At 64.5% G+C, this 19,648-nt stretch carries 18 protein-coding genes and 1 pseudogene; 6 read left to right on the top strand and 13 right to left on the bottom strand.

Annotated elements, in window-relative coordinates:
- Window positions 1-78 precede the first annotated feature (78 nt).
- Complete coding sequence (locus M3498_01165) at window positions 79-1,611, top strand: methylmalonyl-CoA mutase family protein (protein ID MDQ3457906.1); 1,533 nt, start codon at window positions 79-81, stop codon at window positions 1,609-1,611.
- 30 nt (window positions 1,612-1,641) lie between these two features.
- Here M3498_01165 and M3498_01170 read toward each other — a convergent pair whose 3' ends face one another.
- The 4 genes from M3498_01170 to M3498_01185 form a co-directional block, all read right to left on the bottom strand.
- Entirely contained in the window at window positions 1,642-2,028 is a 387-nt protein-coding gene (locus tag M3498_01170) for a type II toxin-antitoxin system VapC family toxin (protein MDQ3457907.1), read from the bottom strand.
- Window positions 2,029-2,298 carry a type II toxin-antitoxin system VapB family antitoxin gene (locus M3498_01175; protein ID MDQ3457908.1) on the bottom strand — a complete coding sequence of 90 codons (270 nt, stop codon included), beginning with the start codon at window positions 2,296-2,298 and terminating at the stop codon, window positions 2,029-2,031.
- Window positions 2,299-2,465: 167 nt separating this feature from the next.
- Window positions 2,466-4,127: a phosphoglucomutase (alpha-D-glucose-1,6-bisphosphate-dependent) gene (gene pgm / locus M3498_01180; GenBank protein ID MDQ3457909.1), complete on the bottom strand. Its 1,662-nt coding sequence runs from the start codon at window positions 4,125-4,127 to the stop codon at window positions 2,466-2,468.
- A gap of 397 nt (window positions 4,128-4,524) precedes the next feature.
- The gene (locus tag M3498_01185; GenBank protein ID MDQ3457910.1) at window positions 4,525-5,211 is read right to left on the bottom strand and encodes a YceH family protein; all 687 of its coding nucleotides are present in this window, start codon (window positions 5,209-5,211) and stop codon (window positions 4,525-4,527) included.
- Window positions 5,212-5,306: 95 nt separating this feature from the next.
- Between M3498_01185 and M3498_01190 the strand changes: the two genes are divergently transcribed.
- Complete coding sequence (locus M3498_01190) at window positions 5,307-6,422, top strand: CAP domain-containing protein (GenBank protein ID MDQ3457911.1); 1,116 nt, start codon at window positions 5,307-5,309, stop codon at window positions 6,420-6,422.
- A 39-nt stretch (window positions 6,423-6,461) separates the two neighbouring features.
- On the opposite strand, the gene M3498_01195 is transcribed toward M3498_01190, so the two are convergent.
- From M3498_01195 to M3498_01225, 7 genes are all read right to left on the bottom strand, one after another.
- Complete coding sequence (locus tag M3498_01195; protein MDQ3457912.1) at window positions 6,462-7,361, bottom strand: ABC transporter permease; 900 nt, start codon at window positions 7,359-7,361, stop codon at window positions 6,462-6,464.
- Complete coding sequence (locus M3498_01200; GenBank protein MDQ3457913.1) at window positions 7,358-8,278, bottom strand: ABC transporter permease; 921 nt, start codon at window positions 8,276-8,278, stop codon at window positions 7,358-7,360. Before M3498_01200 ends, M3498_01195 begins: the two co-directional genes overlap by 4 nt.
- A 54-nt stretch (window positions 8,279-8,332) precedes the next feature.
- Window positions 8,333-9,856 carry an ABC transporter substrate-binding protein gene (locus M3498_01205; protein MDQ3457914.1) on the bottom strand — a complete coding sequence of 508 codons (1,524 nt, stop codon included), beginning with the start codon at window positions 9,854-9,856 and terminating at the stop codon, window positions 8,333-8,335.
- Window positions 9,857-9,869: 13 nt separating this feature from the next.
- The gene (locus M3498_01210; GenBank protein MDQ3457915.1) at window positions 9,870-11,009 is read right to left on the bottom strand and encodes a M20 family metallopeptidase; all 1,140 of its coding nucleotides are present in this window, start codon (window positions 11,007-11,009) and stop codon (window positions 9,870-9,872) included.
- Between the two features lie 583 nt (window positions 11,010-11,592).
- Window positions 11,593-12,681: a sulfite oxidase gene (locus tag M3498_01215; protein ID MDQ3457916.1), complete on the bottom strand. Its 1,089-nt coding sequence runs from the start codon at window positions 12,679-12,681 to the stop codon at window positions 11,593-11,595.
- Window positions 12,682-12,861: 180 nt separating this feature from the next.
- Entirely contained in the window at window positions 12,862-13,869 is a 1,008-nt protein-coding gene (locus M3498_01220; GenBank protein ID MDQ3457917.1) for an aldo/keto reductase, read from the bottom strand.
- 19 nt (window positions 13,870-13,888) lie between these two features.
- Complete coding sequence (locus M3498_01225) at window positions 13,889-14,845, bottom strand: D-2-hydroxyacid dehydrogenase (GenBank protein MDQ3457918.1); 957 nt, start codon at window positions 14,843-14,845, stop codon at window positions 13,889-13,891.
- Between the two features lie 218 nt (window positions 14,846-15,063).
- Between M3498_01225 and M3498_01230 the strand changes: the two genes are divergently transcribed.
- From M3498_01230 to M3498_01245, 4 genes and pseudogenes are all read left to right on the top strand, one after another.
- A complete protein-coding gene (locus M3498_01230) occupies window positions 15,064-15,414 on the top strand; it encodes a hypothetical protein (protein ID MDQ3457919.1) in 351 nt (116 codons plus the stop codon).
- Entirely contained in the window at window positions 15,411-15,578 is a 168-nt protein-coding gene (locus M3498_01235) for a hypothetical protein (protein ID MDQ3457920.1), read from the top strand. The genes M3498_01230 and M3498_01235 overlap by 4 nt, the downstream gene beginning before the upstream one ends.
- Before the next feature lie 142 nt (window positions 15,579-15,720).
- On the top strand, window positions 15,721-16,440 hold the full coding sequence (locus M3498_01240) for an IclR family transcriptional regulator (GenBank protein ID MDQ3457921.1): 720 nt from the start codon (window positions 15,721-15,723) through the stop codon (window positions 16,438-16,440).
- Window positions 16,441-16,598: 158 nt separating this feature from the next.
- A pseudogene (locus tag M3498_01245) lies at window positions 16,599-16,790 on the top strand (cold-shock protein).
- Between the two features lie 264 nt (window positions 16,791-17,054).
- Here the strand turns inward: M3498_01245 and M3498_01250 are convergent.
- Window positions 17,055-18,356, bottom strand: coding sequence for an MFS transporter (locus M3498_01250; protein MDQ3457922.1), 1,302 nt, complete (start codon window positions 18,354-18,356; stop codon window positions 17,055-17,057).
- A gap of 202 nt (window positions 18,357-18,558) precedes the next feature.
- On the bottom strand, window positions 18,559-19,557 hold the full coding sequence (locus M3498_01255; GenBank protein ID MDQ3457923.1) for an aldo/keto reductase: 999 nt from the start codon (window positions 19,555-19,557) through the stop codon (window positions 18,559-18,561).
- Window positions 19,558-19,648 lie beyond the last annotated feature (91 nt).

A 19,648-nucleotide genomic window follows, 5' to 3' on the forward strand; every position in this document is an offset into this window, starting at 1 on the left:
AGAGGGAACCTTAACGCTCGAGCCTAAAAGCAAGCGTTGTACAGGCCACGCTTGGCGGGCGCTGGCTATAATGGCGCTATGAAACCTCTTTACGACGCTCCGCCCCAAGGCCTGGCCGAGCGCTTGGGCCAGCCCGGCGACTACCCCTACACCAGGGGCATCTACCAGGAGATGTACGCGGGCGGCCGCTTCTGGACGATGCGGCAGTACGCCGGTTTCGGCTCGGCCGAGGAGTCGAACGCGCGCTACCGCTACCTGTTGGAGCAGGGCCAGACGGGCCTATCGGTGGCCTTCGACCTGCCCACCCAGCTTGGCTTCGACCCGGACGACCCCTTCGCCCAGGGCGAAGTGGGCAAGGTCGGCGTGTCGATCGCCACCTTGGACGATATGAAGACGCTGCTGGGCGGCATCCCGCTGGATAAGGTCTCGACCTCGATGACCATCAACGCGCCCGCCATGATGCTCTTGGCGCTCTACCTTCTCGTCGCCGAGGAGCAGGGTGTAGACAGCAGCAAGCTCACCGGCACCGTGCAGAACGACATCCTAAAGGAGTATATCGCCCGCGGCACCTACATCTACCCGACCGAGGCCTCGATGCGGCTGGTCACCGATGTCTTTGCCTACTGCGCCGAGAAGGTGCCCGGCTGGAACACGATTTCGATCTCGGGCTACCACATCCGCGAGGCCGGGGCGACGGCGGCCCAGGAGATCGCCTTTACCCTGTCCAACGCCAAGGCCTACGTGCGCGCGGCGCTGTCGGCGGGACTCGAGCTCGACTCCTTCGCCCCCAGGCTGTCGTTCTTCTTCGCCTGCCACAACGACATCTTGGAAGAGGTCGCCAAGTTCCGCGCCGCCAGGCGCATGTGGGCGCGGATCATGCGCGACGAGTTCGCGGCCAAGAACCCCAAGTCGCTGAGCCTGCGCTTTCACACCCAGACGGGCGGCAGCACCCTGACCGCGCAGCAGCCCGAGAACAACATCGTCCGCACCGCCTACCAGGCCCTGGCGGCGGTCTTGGGCGGCACCCAGTCCCTGCACACCAACGCCAAGGACGAGGCGCTCGGCCTGCCCACCCCCGAGTCGGCTCGCACCGCCTTGCGCACCCAACAGATTCTAGCCTATGAGTCGGGCGTGACCGGGGCCATCGACCCACTGGCGGGCTCGTATTACCTCGAGCACCTTACCGACGCGCTGGACGGCGAGGCGAGCGAACTCATGGGCAAGATCGAGGACCTGGGCGGTAGCGTCCGCGCCATCGAGGCGGGTTACATCCAAGAGGAGATCGAGGAGGCGGCCTTCCGCTTTCAGCGCGAGATCGAAAAGGGAGAGCGCGTCGTCGTCGGGGTCAACCGCTTCAAACAGGACCGTGAGCCGGCCATCCCCATCCAGGAGATCGACCCCGAGCTCGAGGCCAGGCGCGCGGCGCAGCTTGGCGCCTTCAGGAAGGGCCGCGACGGAGGGGAGGTCGAGGCGGCGCTCGCCAGGCTCCGCGGGGCTGCCAGGGGTACGGAAAACATGTTTCCGCTCGTGCTTGACGCCTTTCGCGCCAAGGCCACCCTGGGGGAAATCTGCGGCGTCCTGCGCCGCGAGTGGGGCGAGTACGAGGGCTAGAGCCTCGAAAACATATCGGCTGATTGCCGGCTAGGCGAGTTCCACGTCAGTCTGCGCGAAGTCGTTGCCGACGCAGAGCAGCGGCTGCCCGGCAAGCTTGGCGGTGGCGTAGCTCAGGCAGTCGCCGAAGTTGAGCCTGGCGGGATGGCGGCCCTTGCCGTAGCGTTCAAACGCCTCGAGCGACAACTGCCAGTGCCGCTCGTCAAAAGAAACGACCGTCACCCCAGCCCTATCCAAAAATTTGCGGAGGATAGATTGAGCAGGTCGGCGCAGTCTCGCCGTGAGCACGATGCCCGTCTCCGTCAAGGTTGGCGCCCCTATACCGACCGTTTCGGCTCGGAGTATCTTGTGGTAGATGTCTTCGTGGTCAGGCTCGCTGAGCAAGATGGCGACGACCGCCGAGCTGTCCAAAATCATCTAAACACCATCGGGACCAAAGCCCAAAACCTCTTCTTCCTCCTCTTTGCTCAGCCGCTTGCCCCGAACATCTTCGGGAATGTTGGGCCACACCTCCTCCTCCAGAAATCGCCGCAGGCGCTCCGCCCGGCTCTGTCCACCCGCCAGCTCGAGCCGCGCCTTGCGCTCCTCGAGTGCCCGCTTGATCGCCTGGGTCTTGTTCTCGCCCGTCATCGCGCTCACCTCATGGGCGAGCCGCTCGACCTCGGCGTTTTTGATGTTGAGCGCCATAGCTAGACCTCCAAGACCATCATGGGTTTGATGGTGTAAGATGTCAACAATGGTGCAAAATCCGCGCGTAGGTTATGTTTCAAGCGCGGTTAGCGTCACTGGACCCTGGGACCGCGGTTAGGGTCACTGGACCCTGGGACCGCGGTTAGCGTCACTGGACCCTGGGCCTAAAGCCCCGCGGCGGCAAAGGCCGCGCTCACGATGGCCTGGGCTTCCTCCTGGATCTGCGCGAGGTGTTCGGAACCCTTGAAGCTCTCGGCGTAGATCTTGTAGATCTCCTCGGTGCCCGAGGGCCGGGCGGCAAACCAGCCGTTCTCGGTAACGACCTTGAGCCCGCCGATGGCCGCGCCGCCTTCGGGCGCGCGGGTGAGCTTGGCGACGATGCTCTCCCCCGCCAGCTCGCTTGCTACCACCCCCTGGGGCGAGAGGCTGGCAAGCACCTTCTTCTGCTCGAAGCTGGCGGGGGCGTCCATGCGCTCGTAGACGGGGGAGCCGAAGCGTTCCTCGAGCCCCCGGTAGTGGTCGCTCGGGTCCTCGCCGGTCTTGGCGGTGATCTCGGCGGCCAGGAGGTCCATGATGATGCCGTCCTTGTCGGTCGTCCACACCGTGCCGTCTTGGCGCAAGAAGGAGGCCCCCGCCGACTCCTCGCCGCCGAAGCCGTAGGAGCCGTCCATCAGGCCGTCCACGAACCACTTGAAGCCGACGGGCAGCTCGGCCAGGCGGCGGCCCAGTCGTGAGGCGACCCGGTCTATCATCGAGCTCGAGACCAGCGTCTTGCCGACCGCCGCGTCAAGACGCCAGCCGGGCCGGTTGGCGAAGAGGTAGTTGATCGCCACCGCCAGGTAGTGGTTCGGGTTCATCAGCCCGGCCTTGGTGACGACGCCGTGGCGGTCGTAGTCGGGGTCGTTGCCGAAGGCCACGTCGAAGCTGTCCTTCAGCCCGATCAGCCCGGCCATGGCGTAGGGCGAGGAGCAGTCCATGCGGATACGTCCGTCCTTGTCGACCGTCATGAAGGCGAAGGTGGGGTCGATGCGGCGGTTGACGACGGTGAGGTCGAGCCCGTAGCGCTCCCTGATGGGTTCCCAGTAGGCGACGCCCGCCCCGCCCATCGGGTCCACGCCGATGCGCAGCCCGGCCCCGGCGATGGCGTCCAGGTCGACGACGTTCGCCAGGTCTTCGACGTAGGGCGTGAGGTAGTCGTGCTCGTGGGTGGTGCCGGCGGCCAGCGCCTGACGGTAGCTCAGCCGCTTTACGTCCCTTAGGCCGCCCTCCAGAATCTCGTTCGCCCGGTCCTGGATGCGCTTCGTGGTGGCCGTGTCGGCGGGGCCGCCGGTGGGCGGATTGTACTTGAAGCCGCCGTCCTCGGGCGGGTTGTGCGAGGGCGTGATGACCACGCCGTCGGCGAGGCCCTCCTTCTTGCCGCGGTTGTAGGAGCGGTTGTAGCCGAGGATCGCGTGCGAGATGGCCGGCGTCGGCGTGTAGCCGAGGCCCGCCTGAACCATGATGTCCACCTCGTTGGCGGCGAAGACCTCCGTCGCCGTGGCGAGCGCGGCCTCGGACAGCGCGTGGGTATCCATGCCGACGTAGAGGGGGCCGCTGACGCCCTCCTCGCGGCGGACCTCGCAGAGCGCCTGCGTCACCGCCAGGATGTGGTCCTCATTGAACGAGTTCGACAGCGACGAGCCCCGGTGACCCGAGGTGCCGAAGGAGACGCGCTCCAAGGGACTCGAGGGGTCCGGCTTATGGGTGTAGTAGGCGGAGACGAGGCGCGGAACGTTGACGAGAAGCTCGAGGGGCGCGGCCTTGCCGGCAAGCTCATGAACAGCCATGACGGACCTCCAGAGGCGATAGGGCAGCATACACCAGCCGGACGGGCACCCGTCGTAAGCCGGTTTAGCGTCCGCGCTCCAGTTTGCCGTCCAGGCCCGCGAAGCTCGCATCCGTCTCGAGCTTATACCTAGTAGTCAGTCAAGGCAGAAATGATGGGTGTCCCTGCGGGGTGCTGCGCGAACATTGCGAACGAAGTGAAGCAATCTCCAAACCGTGTGCCAAGAACAAGATTGCCGCGTTGCTTCGCACGACTTCGTTCCTGCGGAGTGCTTCGCGAAACCCGCTTCGCTCCTCGCAATGACCCATCAAAAGAAGGCTGACTGACTACTAGGGCTTATACTTTTAGGGTGCTGAGCAGATAGAGGAGATCGCCGTCATCCAGCCGAAACGTATCTATCAGGGCTCTCCTTCGGGCCCGGACAAGCCGGTATGCTCGAGCAGCCGTTCGAGCTGAGCCCGCAAGCGCGCGACTTCCTGCCGCAACGCCTCGAGCTCGTCTCGAAGACCGTCTCGAAGACCGTCTTGAAGACCGTCTTGCGCTTCCGGCGCGGGCGCGGATCCGGACTGCCTCACCCGTGGCCTCAGCCTCTCGGGATCGGGCCCCAGGCTGTGGCCCCAACGGTCCTGGCTCTGCCCCGGCCCGCGCCCATGGTTTTTGACGAGCGGAGGGCGGTGCTCCCGCAGGTGCGACAGGCTCGCCAGGACGGCGGCGGTGTCGGGAAAGTGGACGTAGCGCTCGGTCCGGCTCCGCAGCTCGCCCGGGGTCTGAGAGCCGCGCAGCATGAGGACGGCGAGCACGGCCAGGTCTTGAGCCGAAAGCTTCGAGCCCTCGGCCAGCCGGTGCTGGTGCTTGACGGCGCGCTCGTGGTCTCCCCGGGCTGAGCGGGCGAGCCCTTTATCCGCCAGCGAGCGGAGGGCCTCTTCGACCTCGAGCAGGGAGTAGCCCGTAAGCGGATCGCGACTGGTCTTCTGGTTGCAGGCGAGGAGAAGCGCGTTCGTGGACAGCGGGTAGATCTCGGGGGTGGTACAGTCCTTTTCGACCAGTGCGCCGAGCACGCGAACCTCGAGGTCGCTGAGACTCATGCCCGAGTCTAGCAAATCCAGGAGCATGGGGCTGTCAGTGCTTCAAGAGTGCAAAGGCGGCGCCTGATAAGGCGCTTGAGCCTTATACTGAGCGCATGCGTCCAAGGCATTCAGCAAGCGCTCTTCTCCTCAGTCTCCTCTTGGGTTTCGGCGCCGCCTTGGCCTCGAGCCCGCCGACCGCCCTCACCGCCAGCTACGCGCCCATCGCGCCCGACGGACCCGCGGAAGGGGCGCTTCTGCAGCACAGCAACCTCGAGCGCCGCGGCGCCGGCCTGACCGAGCTGCGGCCGGACGAGGCCCTGGCCCTGGCCGCGCGCCACCACGCCGAGGAGATGGTGCGGCTCCGCTACCTCGCCCACGAGTCGCCCACGCCCGAAAACGCCACGCTCTCCTTGCGCGTCGCGCGCGCGGGCTCAGCGGCGCAGTTCGTCGGGGAAAACCTGGCGCGGCTGCCCTCCGCCGCGGACGCACCCCGGCAGGCCATCAGGGGCTGGATGGAGAGCCCCGGCCACCGCGCCAACCTGCTCCACCCCGCCTTTACGCACGCCGGCTTCGGCGTAGCCAGCACCAGCCGCGGCGAGGTCTACGTCGTCCAGGTGCTGGCCGCGCTGCCCCTCGAGCTCGCCGGCGCCGAGGTCCGGCCCCTCACGCTCGAGGAGGGCGTCGTCGAGCTCAGCTTCGAGTTGCGCGTAGCGGGCGACGTCCTCTTCCTCTACGGTGAGGAGCAGTTGCCAGCCGAGACCTTGCCCGCGGGCGCGCACAAGCTGAGCCTTCCCCTCAGCGGTCAAGAGCCCCTTCACATTCAAGCGGGCCTGCGCGCACCCTCGGGCGAAGGTGGCTTTATCGGCCAGGACGGCGGCTGGTTCATTCCGGCGGAGTCCTCATGGCAGCCCTCGAGCGCAGCCGGAGCGGATCTCAGCATCAGGTCCGCCGAACCGCAAACGCGGACAAAGCAGGTGTACCGGGTCACGCTGCGCTTTGCACGTCCTCCCGCCGGTACAATCGGCGTGTGGCTGGACGAGGTCTATCTGCCGGACGCGACCCTGAACGGCGACGAGTTGGTGATCGACCTCCCGCGGACGAGCGACCAGCCCGCGATTTCCCTCGGCGTGCCGACAAGCCTCGACAGCGCGCGCTTTGAAGTCGTCTTGGCCCTCAGTATCAAGTCCATAGATGGGGCGCCGCAGCTCTACCCTCACAATCAGCCCTGACAGGGCCCCGAAGGGACGGCTCCGGCCTCGAGCCCAGGGCTAGCGCACGCGCGGGTCGAGCACGTCCCTGAGCCAGTCGCCCATAAAGATCAGGGACAGCCCCAGCATGGTGATGAAGACGCCCGGAAAGGTCGCCAGCCACCAGGCGGTGGCGATGTAGTCGCGCCCGTCCGAGAGCATCCTGCCCCAGGTCACGGTCGGCGGCTGCACGCCTAAACCGAGGAAACTGAGGGCGGCCTCCAAGATGATCACCGTGGCGACGTTCAGGGTCGCCACCACGATGATCGGCGCCAAGATATTGGGCAGGACGTGCCTGACGATTATCCTGCCGGAACGCTGGCCGCTGGCGCGCGCCGCCTCGACGAACTCGCGCTCCTTTACCGCTAAGACCTCGCCGCGGACCACCCGCGCGAAGGTCGTCCAGTTGATAAAGCCTATAACCACGATGAGAATGGTCAGGCTGGGCCCAAAGACGCCCAAGACGGTGAGGTAGAGGATAACGTTGGGAATGGCGATGAGGGTATCGACCAGGCGCATGATGACGGTCTCGACCCAGCCGCCGAAGTAACCCGAGACGAGCCCCAGGGTGATGCCGATGCTTGCCGCCAGGGCCACGCCGCCCAGACCCACGACGAGCGCCACGCGGCTGCCGAAGATGAGCCGGCTCAAGATGTCGCGGCCCAGATGGTCGGTGCCTAAGACGAAGTCGGGGCTGCCGCCGTCCAGCCACATCGGCGGCGAGAGGCGGTGCAGCAGATTGGGGGCGGTCGGGCTGTGCGGCGCCAGCTGCGGCGCAAGAATCGCCATGAACACAAAGGCGACCAGCAGCAGGGCGCCGAAAACGGCCGTGGCGCTGCCGCCGAGCCGTTTCAGCCACCACCAGGAGCGCGTTTGAGAGATCATCAGCGAGGTCACCAGCGAGGTCATGAGCGAGGTCATGAATAGTGAATCCGTGGGTCGATGAGCGCGTAGAGCAGGTCGACCAGCAGGTTGGCGCTCATCACGATCAAGGAGGCGACGATCACCACCGCCTGCACGATAGCCATGTCGCGGGAATTGATGGCCTGAATAGCCAGCAGGCCGATGCCCGGCCAGGCGAAGACCTGCTCGGTCACCACCGCCCCGGCCATCAGCGAGGCCACCTGCAGGCCCAAAACCGTGACGTAGGCCAAGAGCGCGTTGCGCACCGCGTGCTTGAGCAGGACCATGCGGCCCCTCAACCCCTTGGCTCGAGCCGTGCGCACGTAATCCTGACCGAGCACCTCTAAGAGCGACGAGCGCATCAGGCGCATGAGCAGCGCGGCCAGAGCGGTGCCCAGGGTCAGGGCCGGCAGGATCAGGTACTGCAGGCCGCCCCGCCCCGACACCGGCAGCCAGCCGAGCTGCACCGAGAAGATAAGAATCAGCATGATGCCCAGCCAGAAGTTGGGCATGGCCTCGCCCATGATGGCGAAGGTGGTGGCGCCGTAGTCAGGCCAGCGGTTGCGGTTGACCGCCGCGATGATGCCCGCGGGCAAGGAGATCATCACCCCGACGAGCATGGCGGCGAGGGTAAGCTCGAGCGTCGCGGGCAGGCGCTCCAAGACGATGGGCAGGGCGGGCTGGCCGCGGTAGCGGATGGACTCGCCGAAGTCGCCCTGCACGAGGTTGCTCAAGAAAATAAGGTACTGTTCAAAGAGCGGCCGGTCGAGCCCCAGGCTCTCGCGCAACTGCCGGACCTGCTCTTGGGTGGCGTCCTCGGGCAGCATCAGGGTGACCGGGTCCCCCGAGATGCGCAAGAGCACGAAGACGATCACGGTGATGCCCAAGACCACCGGGATCATCTGCAGCAGGCGGCGAAGGATATAGGCGGTCATAAGCGAGTATAAAGGACTGAGGGCTGAGCAAGAACCTCAGCCCTCAGTCCTGTTCTAGTCCTGCGGATGAGCGGCGAACATCCACAGCAGTTCATCCTGACGCGGTTGCCAGTCGATACCGTCTCTCACGCCCACCAGGACCTGGCTCTGGAAGAGGGTCACCCAGGGACGCTCTTCGAGCACGATATAGGTCGCCTCGTACAGCATCTCGTCGCGGCGCGCTAAGTCCACTTCGGTTTCGGCGGCGTACATGAGCTCGTCGAAACGCGCGTCGCACCAGTGGACGCGGTTTTGGTAGGAGCCGTCGCAGAGGATGGCGCGCATCGAGAACCAGTTGTCGAACATCGAGTTGGCGAGGCCCATCAGGACGAAGTGTTCGACGTTGTCGGCGTCCCAGATGCGGCTCTGGTAGGCGCTCCACTCGAGCACCTCGATCTCGGTATTGACGCCGACGGACTCGAGCATGACGCCGATGACCTCGGCCAGCTCGCTGTCGAGCGGGTAGCGCCCAGCCGGTCCTTGAATCCTGAGGGTCAGCTCGCCCGGCCCGTAGCCCGCCGCCTCGAGCAGGCGCACGGCCTCCTCAGGGTCGTAGAGATAGTCGTCGTAGAGCTCCATCGGCGAGCCCGAGATGCCGGGGCTGAGGCGCGCCCGGGTCGGCACGCCGAGTCCGTCCATCACCGCGTCGATGAGCAGCCGGTCGTCGATGGCGTAGTCAATGGCCTCGCGCACCCTCGGGTCGCCGGTGACCGCGTCCTCGTGGGTGTTGAAGATGAGCATCATGATGCGCGTGGTGGGCTGCAGGACCACGCTGACGGCGCCCGTGCCCTCGACGCGCTCGCGGTCTTGCGGCGGGACGTTGGTGGCGATATGCACGCCACCCGTCATCAGCTCGCTCACCCGCGTCGAGTCCTCGGGGATGGTGCGGTGGATGAGGCGGTCGTAGATAGGCCGGCCGCGCCAGTGCTCGTCGAAGGCCTCCATGATGACCCGATCGTCGCGCCGCCACTCGACGAAGCGGTAGGGCCCGGTGCCGATGGGGTCGGTGGTGAAGCCCTCCCAGCCGACTTCGTCGACGTGATGCTTGGGGACGATGCCGGAGCTCAGGCGGCTGATGCGGTTTAGCAGCAGCGGGTCGGGACCGTGGGTGTGGATGATGATGTCGTGGTCGCCCAGAACCTCGACCTCGCGTATCTGCCGGTAGGACTCGTGCGGCTGGAGCGAGGAGTCGGTGGCCACGCGCTCCAAGGTGAACTTGACGTCCGCGGCGGTGAAGGGCTCGCCGTCGTGCCAGAGGACCCCTTGGCGCAGCGTGAAGCGCCAGGCATCCTCGGCGACCGGCTCCCATTCGGTCGCCAGGCCCGGCTCCAGCGTGCCGTCCGCGTCTCTGAACACCAGGTAGTCGAAGAGATTGATCAAGACGGCCTCGACGGCGGTGGTGTGATGCCCATGCGGGTCGAAGCCGGGAACGTCGATCCCTTGGGCAATCACTATCTCCCTGGTATTTTGCACACTGGTGGTTTGCGCGCCGGCAAAGGCCATCACGGTGACTAGTAAGGCGGCAACGATCTTCCTCATATCAAACCTCCGGTCAGCTCGTCTGCTCTTTGGCAAACTCGTCGGCAAACTCGTCCTTCACGTCTTTTAGGAACTTGGGGTCGCCAAGCAAATCCGCGGCGGTCAGCGCCAGACATTTGGCCGCCAGCAGCATGGCGCGCATTCCCGCCGGACTCCCGGCTGCCGCGGCGAAGTCGGGGGTGTGCGCCGAGGTGCCTTCAGGCACCATGGCGATATAGGGGTGAATGGCAGGAAGGGCCTGGCTCACGTTGCCGAAATCCGAGGAGCCTACACCGCCGATGGGGGGTGGTGCCTTGACGGCTTCCCCCAAGCGCTCGAGGTGGTGCGCGAAGCGCTCGGCAAGCGTGTGGTTTATCTTTCGCTCGGCGTAGGTCAGGCCCTCCTCGAACTCGACGGTTGCCCCGACTGCCAAGGCCGCCCCGCGCGCGCAGTCCAGCACCTTATCCTTGAGCGTCCGCAGATAGTCCTGGCTTCGGTGGCGGATGATGAACTTGGCCTCCGCGTAGTCCGGCACGATATTGGCAGCGGCACCTCCCCTGGTGATGATGCCGTGAATACGGGTCTCGTCCTTGACATGTTGGCGCAGCGCAGCCACGGCGTTGAAGGTGCCGATACAGGCGTCTAAGGCATTGATGCCCAGATGTGGATTGGCCGCGGCGTGTGCCGCCTTGCCCCTAAAGGCCATCGTGACCCTGGTCGCGGCCAGCGAGCCGCGCACCGTCATGGTGCGGGCACCGGGGTGAAACATCAGCGCGGCGTCTACCCCCTCAAAGGCGCCGCGCTCCAGGAGCAGAATCTTGCCGCCTCCCCCTTCCTCGGCCGGCGTGCCGATCACCTGAATCCGGCCGGGCAGCTTCCCTTCCGCCAGCGCCTGACGCAGGGCCGTGGCCGCGCCGACGGCCGCCGTGCAAATTAGATTGTGCCCGCAAGCGTGCCCGATCTCCGGGAGCGCGTCGTACTCCGCGATGAGCGCGATGGTCGGCCCTCCCTCGGCAGAGCCGTAGCTGGCGCGAAAGGCGGTCTCGAGACCGCACAGGTCGCGTTCGATAAAAAACCCTTCCGCTTCCAGAGCGGCGGTCAGCCGGCTGACCGCCTCGCGTTCCTGCCAGGCCAGCTCAGGATTCTGGTGAATCCGCAGGCTCAAGCTTTCCAAGCGGGACCGATCAACCTCGAGCCTGGCCGTGATGGCGTCGCCCAGTGGGCGCGGTGATTGCTGCGGTGACTGCTGTGGTGATTGCTGTGGTGATTGCTGTCGCATGCTGGTCCCTTATTCCTTGATTAAGAGAGAAAAATCGACTGCAAATGCCGAGTCTCCCATAGAACTTGACAACCACTGCTCCGTTCAACTGTTGTTCTACTAGGCAGAACACTGTTCTGTTTTACTGGCATCATTAAACACCAACGCGGGCGTGATGTCAACTCCTGGCTTGGCCCACCCTTGGCCCAGGGCGGAAGTTTCAGGCGCACAAAGGGAGAGTTTGCTGGCCAGCTACAGTGCCTACTCCAACAGTGCCTACTCCAACAGTGCCTACTCCAAAGGTCGTGGCGTCCGCACCGTTCAGGCGAGGGGTCATCCGGCCGTTGCTCTTCGCCGCTCTCCAGGCTCGGGCCGCTCTGCTTGGGCGTGTCGTCCTCAACCGCGGGTCGCTCGCGCCGGCGCGCTTTTGCATCGCGTTCGACCTGTAGGGTCTTGTCGCGATCGTCCATTATCAACCTCCACGAACGCCGGCTTTGGTTCAATGAACTTGAACGTCGATAGGCAGGACATGATTGATCATGTAGCTACCGCGGTCACCGTCCCGCTCTTGCGGCTGCCTATGGCCGCGGGCGTCGGTGGCGCGGACCATGAGGGTGGTGCGCCCGGGCTCGCCGGGCGTGCGCCATACGTACTCCCATAGTCGCCACGTGTGGGAAAGGGCTTCGCCCAGCAGCGCAACCTCGGTGAAGCTCTCGCCACCGTCGGTGCTCAGCTCGACCTTGACCACCTCGGACTCGCCCGTCCAAGCCGCGCCGAAGACGCGGTAATCCGTGGCTCTCGGCACGACCTCGAGCATGCTGGGGCGGGCGATCTGCGCTTTGACTCGAGTCTCGGTAATCGGCGCGCGCACCGGCAGGCCGTCCTGCCGCTCCCAGTACGCGTAATCAACCGTCTGGAAGTACCCGCGAAAAGGGCGGTCGGTGACGAGAATCCGACTGAGCCATTTGACCGAGGCCATGCCGTACCAGCCGGGGACCACCGCGCGCAAGGGAAAGCCGTGGGAAGCAGGCAAGGTCTCGCCGTTCATGCGGTAGGCCAGCAAGACGTCGCGCAGGGCCTTGTCGAGCGGCAAGGAGCGCGCGTAGCGGATCTCGCCCGCCGGCCTAGGCTCCTCGGACGGGACACCCTGGTCAGCACCTTCAAGCACCACCTCCGTAGCCCCCTCGCGCAAGCCCGCGCGCTCGAGGAGCTCCGCGAGCGGCACCCCGGTCCACTCGGCGTTGCCGACCGCGCCCTGCTCCCACTGCACGCCGCTCGCTCGGGACTCCAGGAAGACGCGGTTGTTGCCGGCGCACTCGAGCAGAGCAGGCCGCGTCCTGTCCTGCATCTCGACAAGGTCGTTATAGCTCAGCTCGCAGGGCGCTTCGACCGCACCCTCGACGCTCAGCCGCCAGGTGGCCAGGTCGAGCTTTGGCACCGGAAAGTGGCTGCGGACGTAGAACCTCTCGCTAGGTGTGATGAGACCCTTGAGGCTCGAGAAGGGGAACTCGAGGTTTTCCGGGTCCTTCTCACGGATGATCAGGCCGGGTTCAGTAGTGTGAGCGTCGTCTTGCTTGATGCTCCTCATCTCCAGTTAAGCGCTTGGCCGCGCGTCCTCTTGCCGCCTGACCCGCTGCCAGAGCAGCCAAGCGACGAGAAGGCTGGCCGTCAAGCGTCCGGTCCGCTTCGCGTTATCCGGCCCAAGGAGGCCGCCCCAAAGATGGTGCGGGTGCTCATGTGCTCCTCCACCGCGTCAGGTAGCTCGTGTCTAGCGGTAAGGGTGAGGTCCGAAGTTGGCTTCGTAAAAGGCTGAGGCCATATCACCGGGTGGGATCAGCTCATCGATCTTACCGCGGTCTTCATCGCCGATAGCGACCTCGAGCGCCCCCAGGTTGTCCTCGAGCTGTGCCATCGTCCTCGGTCCGATGATGGGGCTGGTCACGCCGGGCTGCTGCACGCACCAAGCCAGCGCAAACTGCGACATCGTGCAGCCTTTGGCCGCGACCAGGGGTTGCAACCCTTCGATCACGTCGAAGGCCCGGTCGGTCTGGCGTCGCTGCTGGATAGGGCTGTCTTTGGCGTCAGCGTAGCGGCTGTCGGCGGGCGCGTCCGCATTCCTCTGATACTTGCCGCTCAAGAGACCGCCGGCTAAGGGGCTCCAGGGGATAATCCCGACGCCGTAGGTTTGCGCCATCGGCAAGAGTTCACGCTCGATGCGCCGGTCCAGCAAGTTGTAGGGCGGCTGCTCGCAGACGAAGCGGTTGAGCCGCAGTTCCTTGGCGACCGCTAGCGCTTCGGTGAGCTGCCAGGCGGCGAAGGTGCTGGTGCCGAGGTAGCGCACGTAGCCCTTGCGGATGAGGTCGTCCAGGGCCTGCAGGGTCTCGTCGATGGGGATGTCCGGCTGGGGGCGGTGGATCTGGTAGAGGTCGATGTAGTCCGTTTGCAGGCGGCGCAAGCTCGCTTCGCACTGTTGGATGATGTGGCGGCGGCTGTTGCCGCGAGCGTTAGGATCGTCATCGTCCATCACGCCGTGCACCTTGGTCGCCAGCACCACCTTGTCGCGTTGGCCGTTGCGCTTCAAGGCCTCGCCCGTGACCTCCTCGCTGCGGCCGCGGCTGTAGACGTTGGCGGTGTCGATGAAGTTGATGCCGGCCTCGAGCGCCCGGTCGACGATAGCGTACGAGTCCTCGGGGCTGGTCTTGGCGCCGAAGGTCATACAGCCCAGGCAGAGCGGGCTCACCTTGACGCCGGTTCGTCCTAATGCGCGGTATTCCATGGTTTTCTCCCTTGTGCGCTCAGTAGCCGACCTGCTTATCGACGACGTTGTGGAGCGGCTCGCCCTTATGATAGCGCTCCAGGTTCCCCAGAAAGATCGCCAGCACCCTGTCGTTGTAGTGGGGCGTGCTACCCGAGTAGTGAGCGGTGACGATGACGTTCTCCATGAGCCAGAGCGGCGAGTCTTCGGGCAGGGGTTCGGTCGCGAAGACATCGAGTCCCGCGCCGGCGATCCAGCCTTCTTGCAACGCCCGAACGAGGGCGGCCTCTTGAACCGTGCCGCCTCGGCCGATGTTGACGAGGTAGGCGCTCGCCTTCATGACCTCGAGTTCCTTCTCCCCTATCATGCCTGACGTTTCCTTTGTCAGCGGCACCGTCACGACCACGACGTCGGCTTGCGGCAAGAGCTCGAGCAGCTGCTCAGGTCCGTACATCGCTTCGATCGCTGCCACGCCCTTCGTAGCATCACGCCGCACACCCAGGACCCGCATGCCAAGAGCTTCAGCCACAAGGGCAGTGCGCTCGCCGATCCTGCCGACGCCGATCAGCAGCATCGTCTTGCCGGCGAGTTCAAAAACTTCCCTCTGGCTACGCCACTCCCGTCGGGCCTGCAGCCGAACCGCCTGCGGGAGCTGTCTGGCGAAGGCGAGCAGCGTGGCGAGGATGTGCTCGCTGATAGGGACGCTGTGTACGCCGGAGGCGTTGGTCAAGACGAAGTCCAGTTCGGCCGCTTCGGGATGACGCAAGAGCCAGTCGGCGCCAGCTCCCCACTGTTGGTACCAGCGCAGCTTCGTTGCCTTGACGAGCAGGTCGCGCGGAACGTTCCCGGCGATGATCTCGACCTCGCCCAAAACCCGCTCGATCTCCTCGCGTTCATGGCTGAGCACCACCCGCATTTCGGGCGCGGCTGCGCGAACCTGGGCTACTTGCGCTTCCGTCAGGACATCCGGCTTGAAACCGAGGAGGATCATCTTCATAGCTGTCTAGGTTAGCAGATCGGATACCGACTGGCGCCACTCCTCCTGCTGTGCTTCGACCTGGCCCGCCATGACAAGAGAACTGGAAGTGGGGCAAGAGGGATGAACATCAACCCATAGCGCCTTGCATGGTTGCATTCGTACTTCAGCACAGCAATGGGTATATCTCGATGGGTATATCTTTAAGTGCAGTAAATCGTGAAGGGCAGGTGTTGAGCATGAAGCGAATCACAGCTATCGCTGTATTGTTGGTCCTTTGGCACTTCGGTTCAGCGCAATCATTCCAGACCATACTCATCGAGTACAGGAGAAATGAGAGCGCCACCCAGGTCACGCTCGTGGATCGGCATCGCCAGACATCCCAAGAATTCCAAGCCCCATGGTCCAGCGTGTGGGAGCAGGTGATGGCGTTCTATACCGGAGAAGCCTTACCAGGGGCAGATCTGGTAGATGTGATCACCTACTTTGGGAATTACGGTTGGGAGCTTGCCGCGGGGCTAACCGACCCCGACACGGGCTGGGTCAGTTACTACTTCCAGATCAACTGTCTCTATGCCGATTTTTGTTGATGGAGACGACGGAGTGGTACTGGAAAGGCAGCAACGGCCAACTCATAGAGCAACTCATAGAGCAATCTTTCATGCTGGTCGCCACCAGCACCACGAAGGATGAAAATGCCAGCCATTTTCAGGAGACCAGCCATTTTCAGGAGAGTGGGTTACAGGAATCGTAAGGGCCTCTCTAGAAAAAAGAGAAGATCGAATGCAAGTGCCGAATCTCCCAAAGAGCTTGACAACCACTGCTCGATTCGATTATTGTTCTACTAGGCAGAATACCGTTCTGTCTCCTGGCTTGGCGCACAAAGGGAGGGTAAGATGGCCGAACAGGGCGTTGCCGCCGTCGATCGGGCGCTAGCCCTCTTGGCAGTCTTCGAGGAGGACGATGAAGCATTGCCTCTCGCGGAGCTGGCCAGGCGCAGCGGGCTCTACAAGAGCACGATCTTGAGACTCTGCGCCTCGCTCGAGCGCGCTGGTTACCTGCGCCGTTTGAGCGACGGCAAGTACCGCCTCGGACCGGCCCTGCTAAAACTCGGGCAGTTCTACCAGAAGTCGTTTAAGCTCGAGGGTTACGTCTTGCCCACCTTGCGGCAGCTAGCAAAGAGCACCGGCGAGAGCGCCTCGTTCTACATCCGTGAGGGCGACAAGCGTATCTGCCTCTTCCGGGTCAACTCGCCCCTGCACCGAGTCCTTCACTACGTCACGGCAGGCACGCAGCTTCCGCTCGAGACCGGCGCGGCGGGGAAGGTGCTGCTCGCCTTTACCGAAGACGACGAGGCCTGCGCCGCGGTGCGCCAGGAACTGCTGGTGGTATCCGCGAGCAGGCGAAAGTCCGATACGGCGGCGCTCGCCTGCCCCATCTTCAGCGCCCAGAGGGGCTTCGTCGGCGCGATGAGCCTCGCCGGGCCGCGTACGCGCTTTACGGAAACGGAGCTCGTTGTCATGAGCAGGCAACTTCTCGAGGCCGCCGCCGACCTCACCGACGCGCTAGGAGGCGCCTCGCTCGCCCTAAGAGAGCGGGCCGGAGGCAAGCTTTAGCGCCCAGCTGCGGGCCAATCCTGAGGACGGTGACGAGACCACGAACTCGTGTATAATAAGGTCGACGTCAAAGCAAAGGGCTTTTGCGTTCCCTGCACATCCGGCAGCAAGGTCTAGCATACGCCCGGTCCTAGAGCCGGGCAAAAGAGGACGGAAAGATGCCAATAGGCAAAGTCAAGTGGTTCAACGGCGAAAAGGGCTTCGGTTTCATCCAGCAAGATGAGGGCGGGGACGACGTTTTCGTTCACTTCTCCGCCATCCAAGGCAGCGGCTTCAAGAACCTGAACGAAGGGGATGAGGTCGAGTACCAGGTCGAAAAGGGTCCGAAGGGATTGCAGGCAGCCAACGTTACCGTCACCAACCCCGCGCCCGTTCGTGACGACGACCGCGGCGGCTCACCCGGTGGGGGCCGCGGCGGCGACCGCAGCGGTGGCTACGGTGGCAATCGCGGCGGTAACCGCGGTGGTGGTCGGGACCGCTACTAGCCCCAGCGACAACGCCGACGCTTCCGATCGCCCAGAGGTCTGGGCGATCTTTTTTTATCGTGCAGTTTTATCGTGCCAGTCAGGCCGCGGCGCCAGATAGGCTCTGCAAGATCAAGGAGGGCTTTTCTCCTAGGGTTCTCGAGCCAGCAAGAAGAACACCGACCCACAAGCCGCCATGCCCGCCAAGATGGTGAAGCCAACCCGGTAGTTGCCAAAGGCATCCGCGAAGGCGCCGGCGATGAGGGGGCCGCCCATGGTGCCGAGCATGGCGATCAAGAAGGAGTAGCCCATGATGGTCGCAAAGGCCTTGCGGCCGAAATAGTCCGCGCGAATCGCCTGCATGAGCGGCCCGCGCGTGCCCCAGGCGAGGCCGTGACCCGCCGCGAAGAGCACCACCATCACCGTCGAGGTGGCGTAGGTGAGCGCCAGGAGAGCAGCCGCATGAACCCACATGGCCATCATGGCCAGCAGGCGTTTTGGATAGCGGTCCCCCAGCACGCCGCCGACGAGCTGCCCGAGTACGGTAAAGGCCGTCATCAGCGAGACGAAGCCCGCCGCCGCCGGCAGCGAGTAACCCAAACCCGCGCTGAGGTGAAGGACCGCGTGGACATTTACCGCGGACACGATGAGCAGCGCCAGGGCGTGACCAAAGCCCAACAGCCAGAAGGTGCGGGTGCGCAGCGCCTCTTGAACCGTGAACTCGCGCCTGGCGACCTTGAGCGTTCTCTGGTCGACGGCCTGCTTTTGAGCGCCCAGCGCAGCCGTGGCAGGACTCTGCCGGCGAGACGCCGCGTCGGCGTCCTGGGATTTATCCTTGGATTTATGGGTGGCATCGTCGGGGGACTCGCGCATGAGCTGGGTGAGCGGCACACCCACCAGCAAGATGATGAGCCCCGAGAGGAACGAGGTGTTGCGCCAGCCCAGCGCCGTGAGAGACCAGGCGATGAGAGGAAGCGCCAGGCCGCCGAGGCTCACCCCGAGTTGCATGAGCGCCAAGGCGGAGGAGCGCCGCCGCTCGAACCAGTTCACCACCGTGGTCGTCAGGGAGAGAAAGCCACCCAGGCTATAGCCGACGGCCATCAGGATAAAGGCGGTAAAGAAAGCCGCCAGAGAGGTGACCTGGCTGAAGGCGAGGAAAGCGAGTCCGAAGAGCACCATGCCGGCGCGCATGAGCGCGCGCGGCCCGAAGCGGATAAGCAGCCAGCCCTGCACCGGACCGAGAAGACCGCTGACAGCCTGTAATACCGAAAATGCGCCTGCCAAGAGGGTGGTGCTCCAGCCAAATTCGGCCTGAAGGGCGGGAATATAGACGCTGTAGCCCTGGCCGAGCAGGCCGATCTGCAAGGTCTGAATGAGGATCGCCCCGACGACGATCCACCAGCCGTAGTAGACGTTCTTCAATTTTGCGTTCAGCCGGGCTACGCTAATCACAGAGCCTGCTTACCCCACCCCAGGAAGTCTTGGTTTTGAATCACCCTCTTGTCACGCCTGCTGGAGGCGCGAAATGCTGCGGCAATGCTGCTGCGAGCAATGCTGCTGCGGGCGCGTCGACATCTGAAACCCTTTATGAGCATGAGGCGCAGCCACAGACAGTGCCGGCGGCGCCTCATGCTGGGTACTCAACGCTGGGTACTCAGCCGTCGCGCAGATCGGGCGGCGGGGCCGGCTTGTTGTCCAAGATCTCCTCGAGGCGTGCCATCACCTCATCCGCAAGCTTGGCGACGACGTTCAGCGCTTCCATGTTCTGCGCCACCTGTTCGGGCCGGCTGGCGCCGGTGATGACCGTGGACACGTCGGGGTTCTTCAGACACCAGGCCAAGGCGAGTTGCGCCACAGTGCAGCCGAGCTCGTCCGCGACCTCCGCCAGCTCACGCACCTTCTGGAGCCGCCCCCTGCCTTCCTCGCTCAGGGAGCGCTCCCTTAGCCACTCATAGCCCTTGGTGTCGAGCCGGCTTCCCTCGGGAATGCCGTCGTTGTACTTGCCGCTCAGGATACCGCTCGCCAGCGGGCTCCAGGTGGTCAGTCCCAACCCAACGTCGCGGTAGAGGGGGCGGTACTCGGTCTCGACGCGCTGCCGGTGGAACATGTTGTATTGCGGCTGCTCCATGACAGGCGGCACCAGATGCTCGCGGCGCGCCAACTCGTAGGCCTGGCGAATCTGTTCGGCCGACCACTCGCTGGTGCCCCAGTAGAAGGCCAGGCCCTGGCTGAGCAAAACGTTCATGGCCCGGACCGTCTCCTCGATCGGCGTGTTGGGGTCGGGGCGGTGGCAAAAGACCAGGTCCACGTAGTCCGTCTGCAAGCGCTTCAGGGCCGCCCAGGTTCCCTCGAGCACGTGCTTGCGCGACAGCCCCACGTCGTTGGGGCCGTCGCCCCCCCAGAAGATCTTGGTGGACAAGACCAGGTCGCTGCGCTTCCAACCGAGCTTCCGGATGATGTTGCCCATCATCGTCTCGGCCTTGCCGCCGCTATAACCCTCGGCGTTGTCGAAAAAGTTGACGCCGTGCTGATAGGCGGTCTTCATAAGCTCGGTGGCGACGTCCTCGCCAAGCTGATCACCGAAGGTGACCCAGGCGCCGAAGGAGAGCGCGGAGACCTTGAGGCCGGATTTGCCGAGATAGCGGTACGTCATGGGTCCTCCTTTGGACCGGTCAAGCATAACAGGTGTCGAGCGAGCCGTCGCTCGGCCCAAGAGAGCGGGCCGGACGCTAACGCTTGCGTCC

The sequence above is a fragment of the Deinococcota bacterium genome, from assembly GCA_030858465.1.
Taxonomy (GTDB): Bacteria; Deinococcota; Deinococci; order Deinococcales; family Trueperaceae; genus JALZLY01.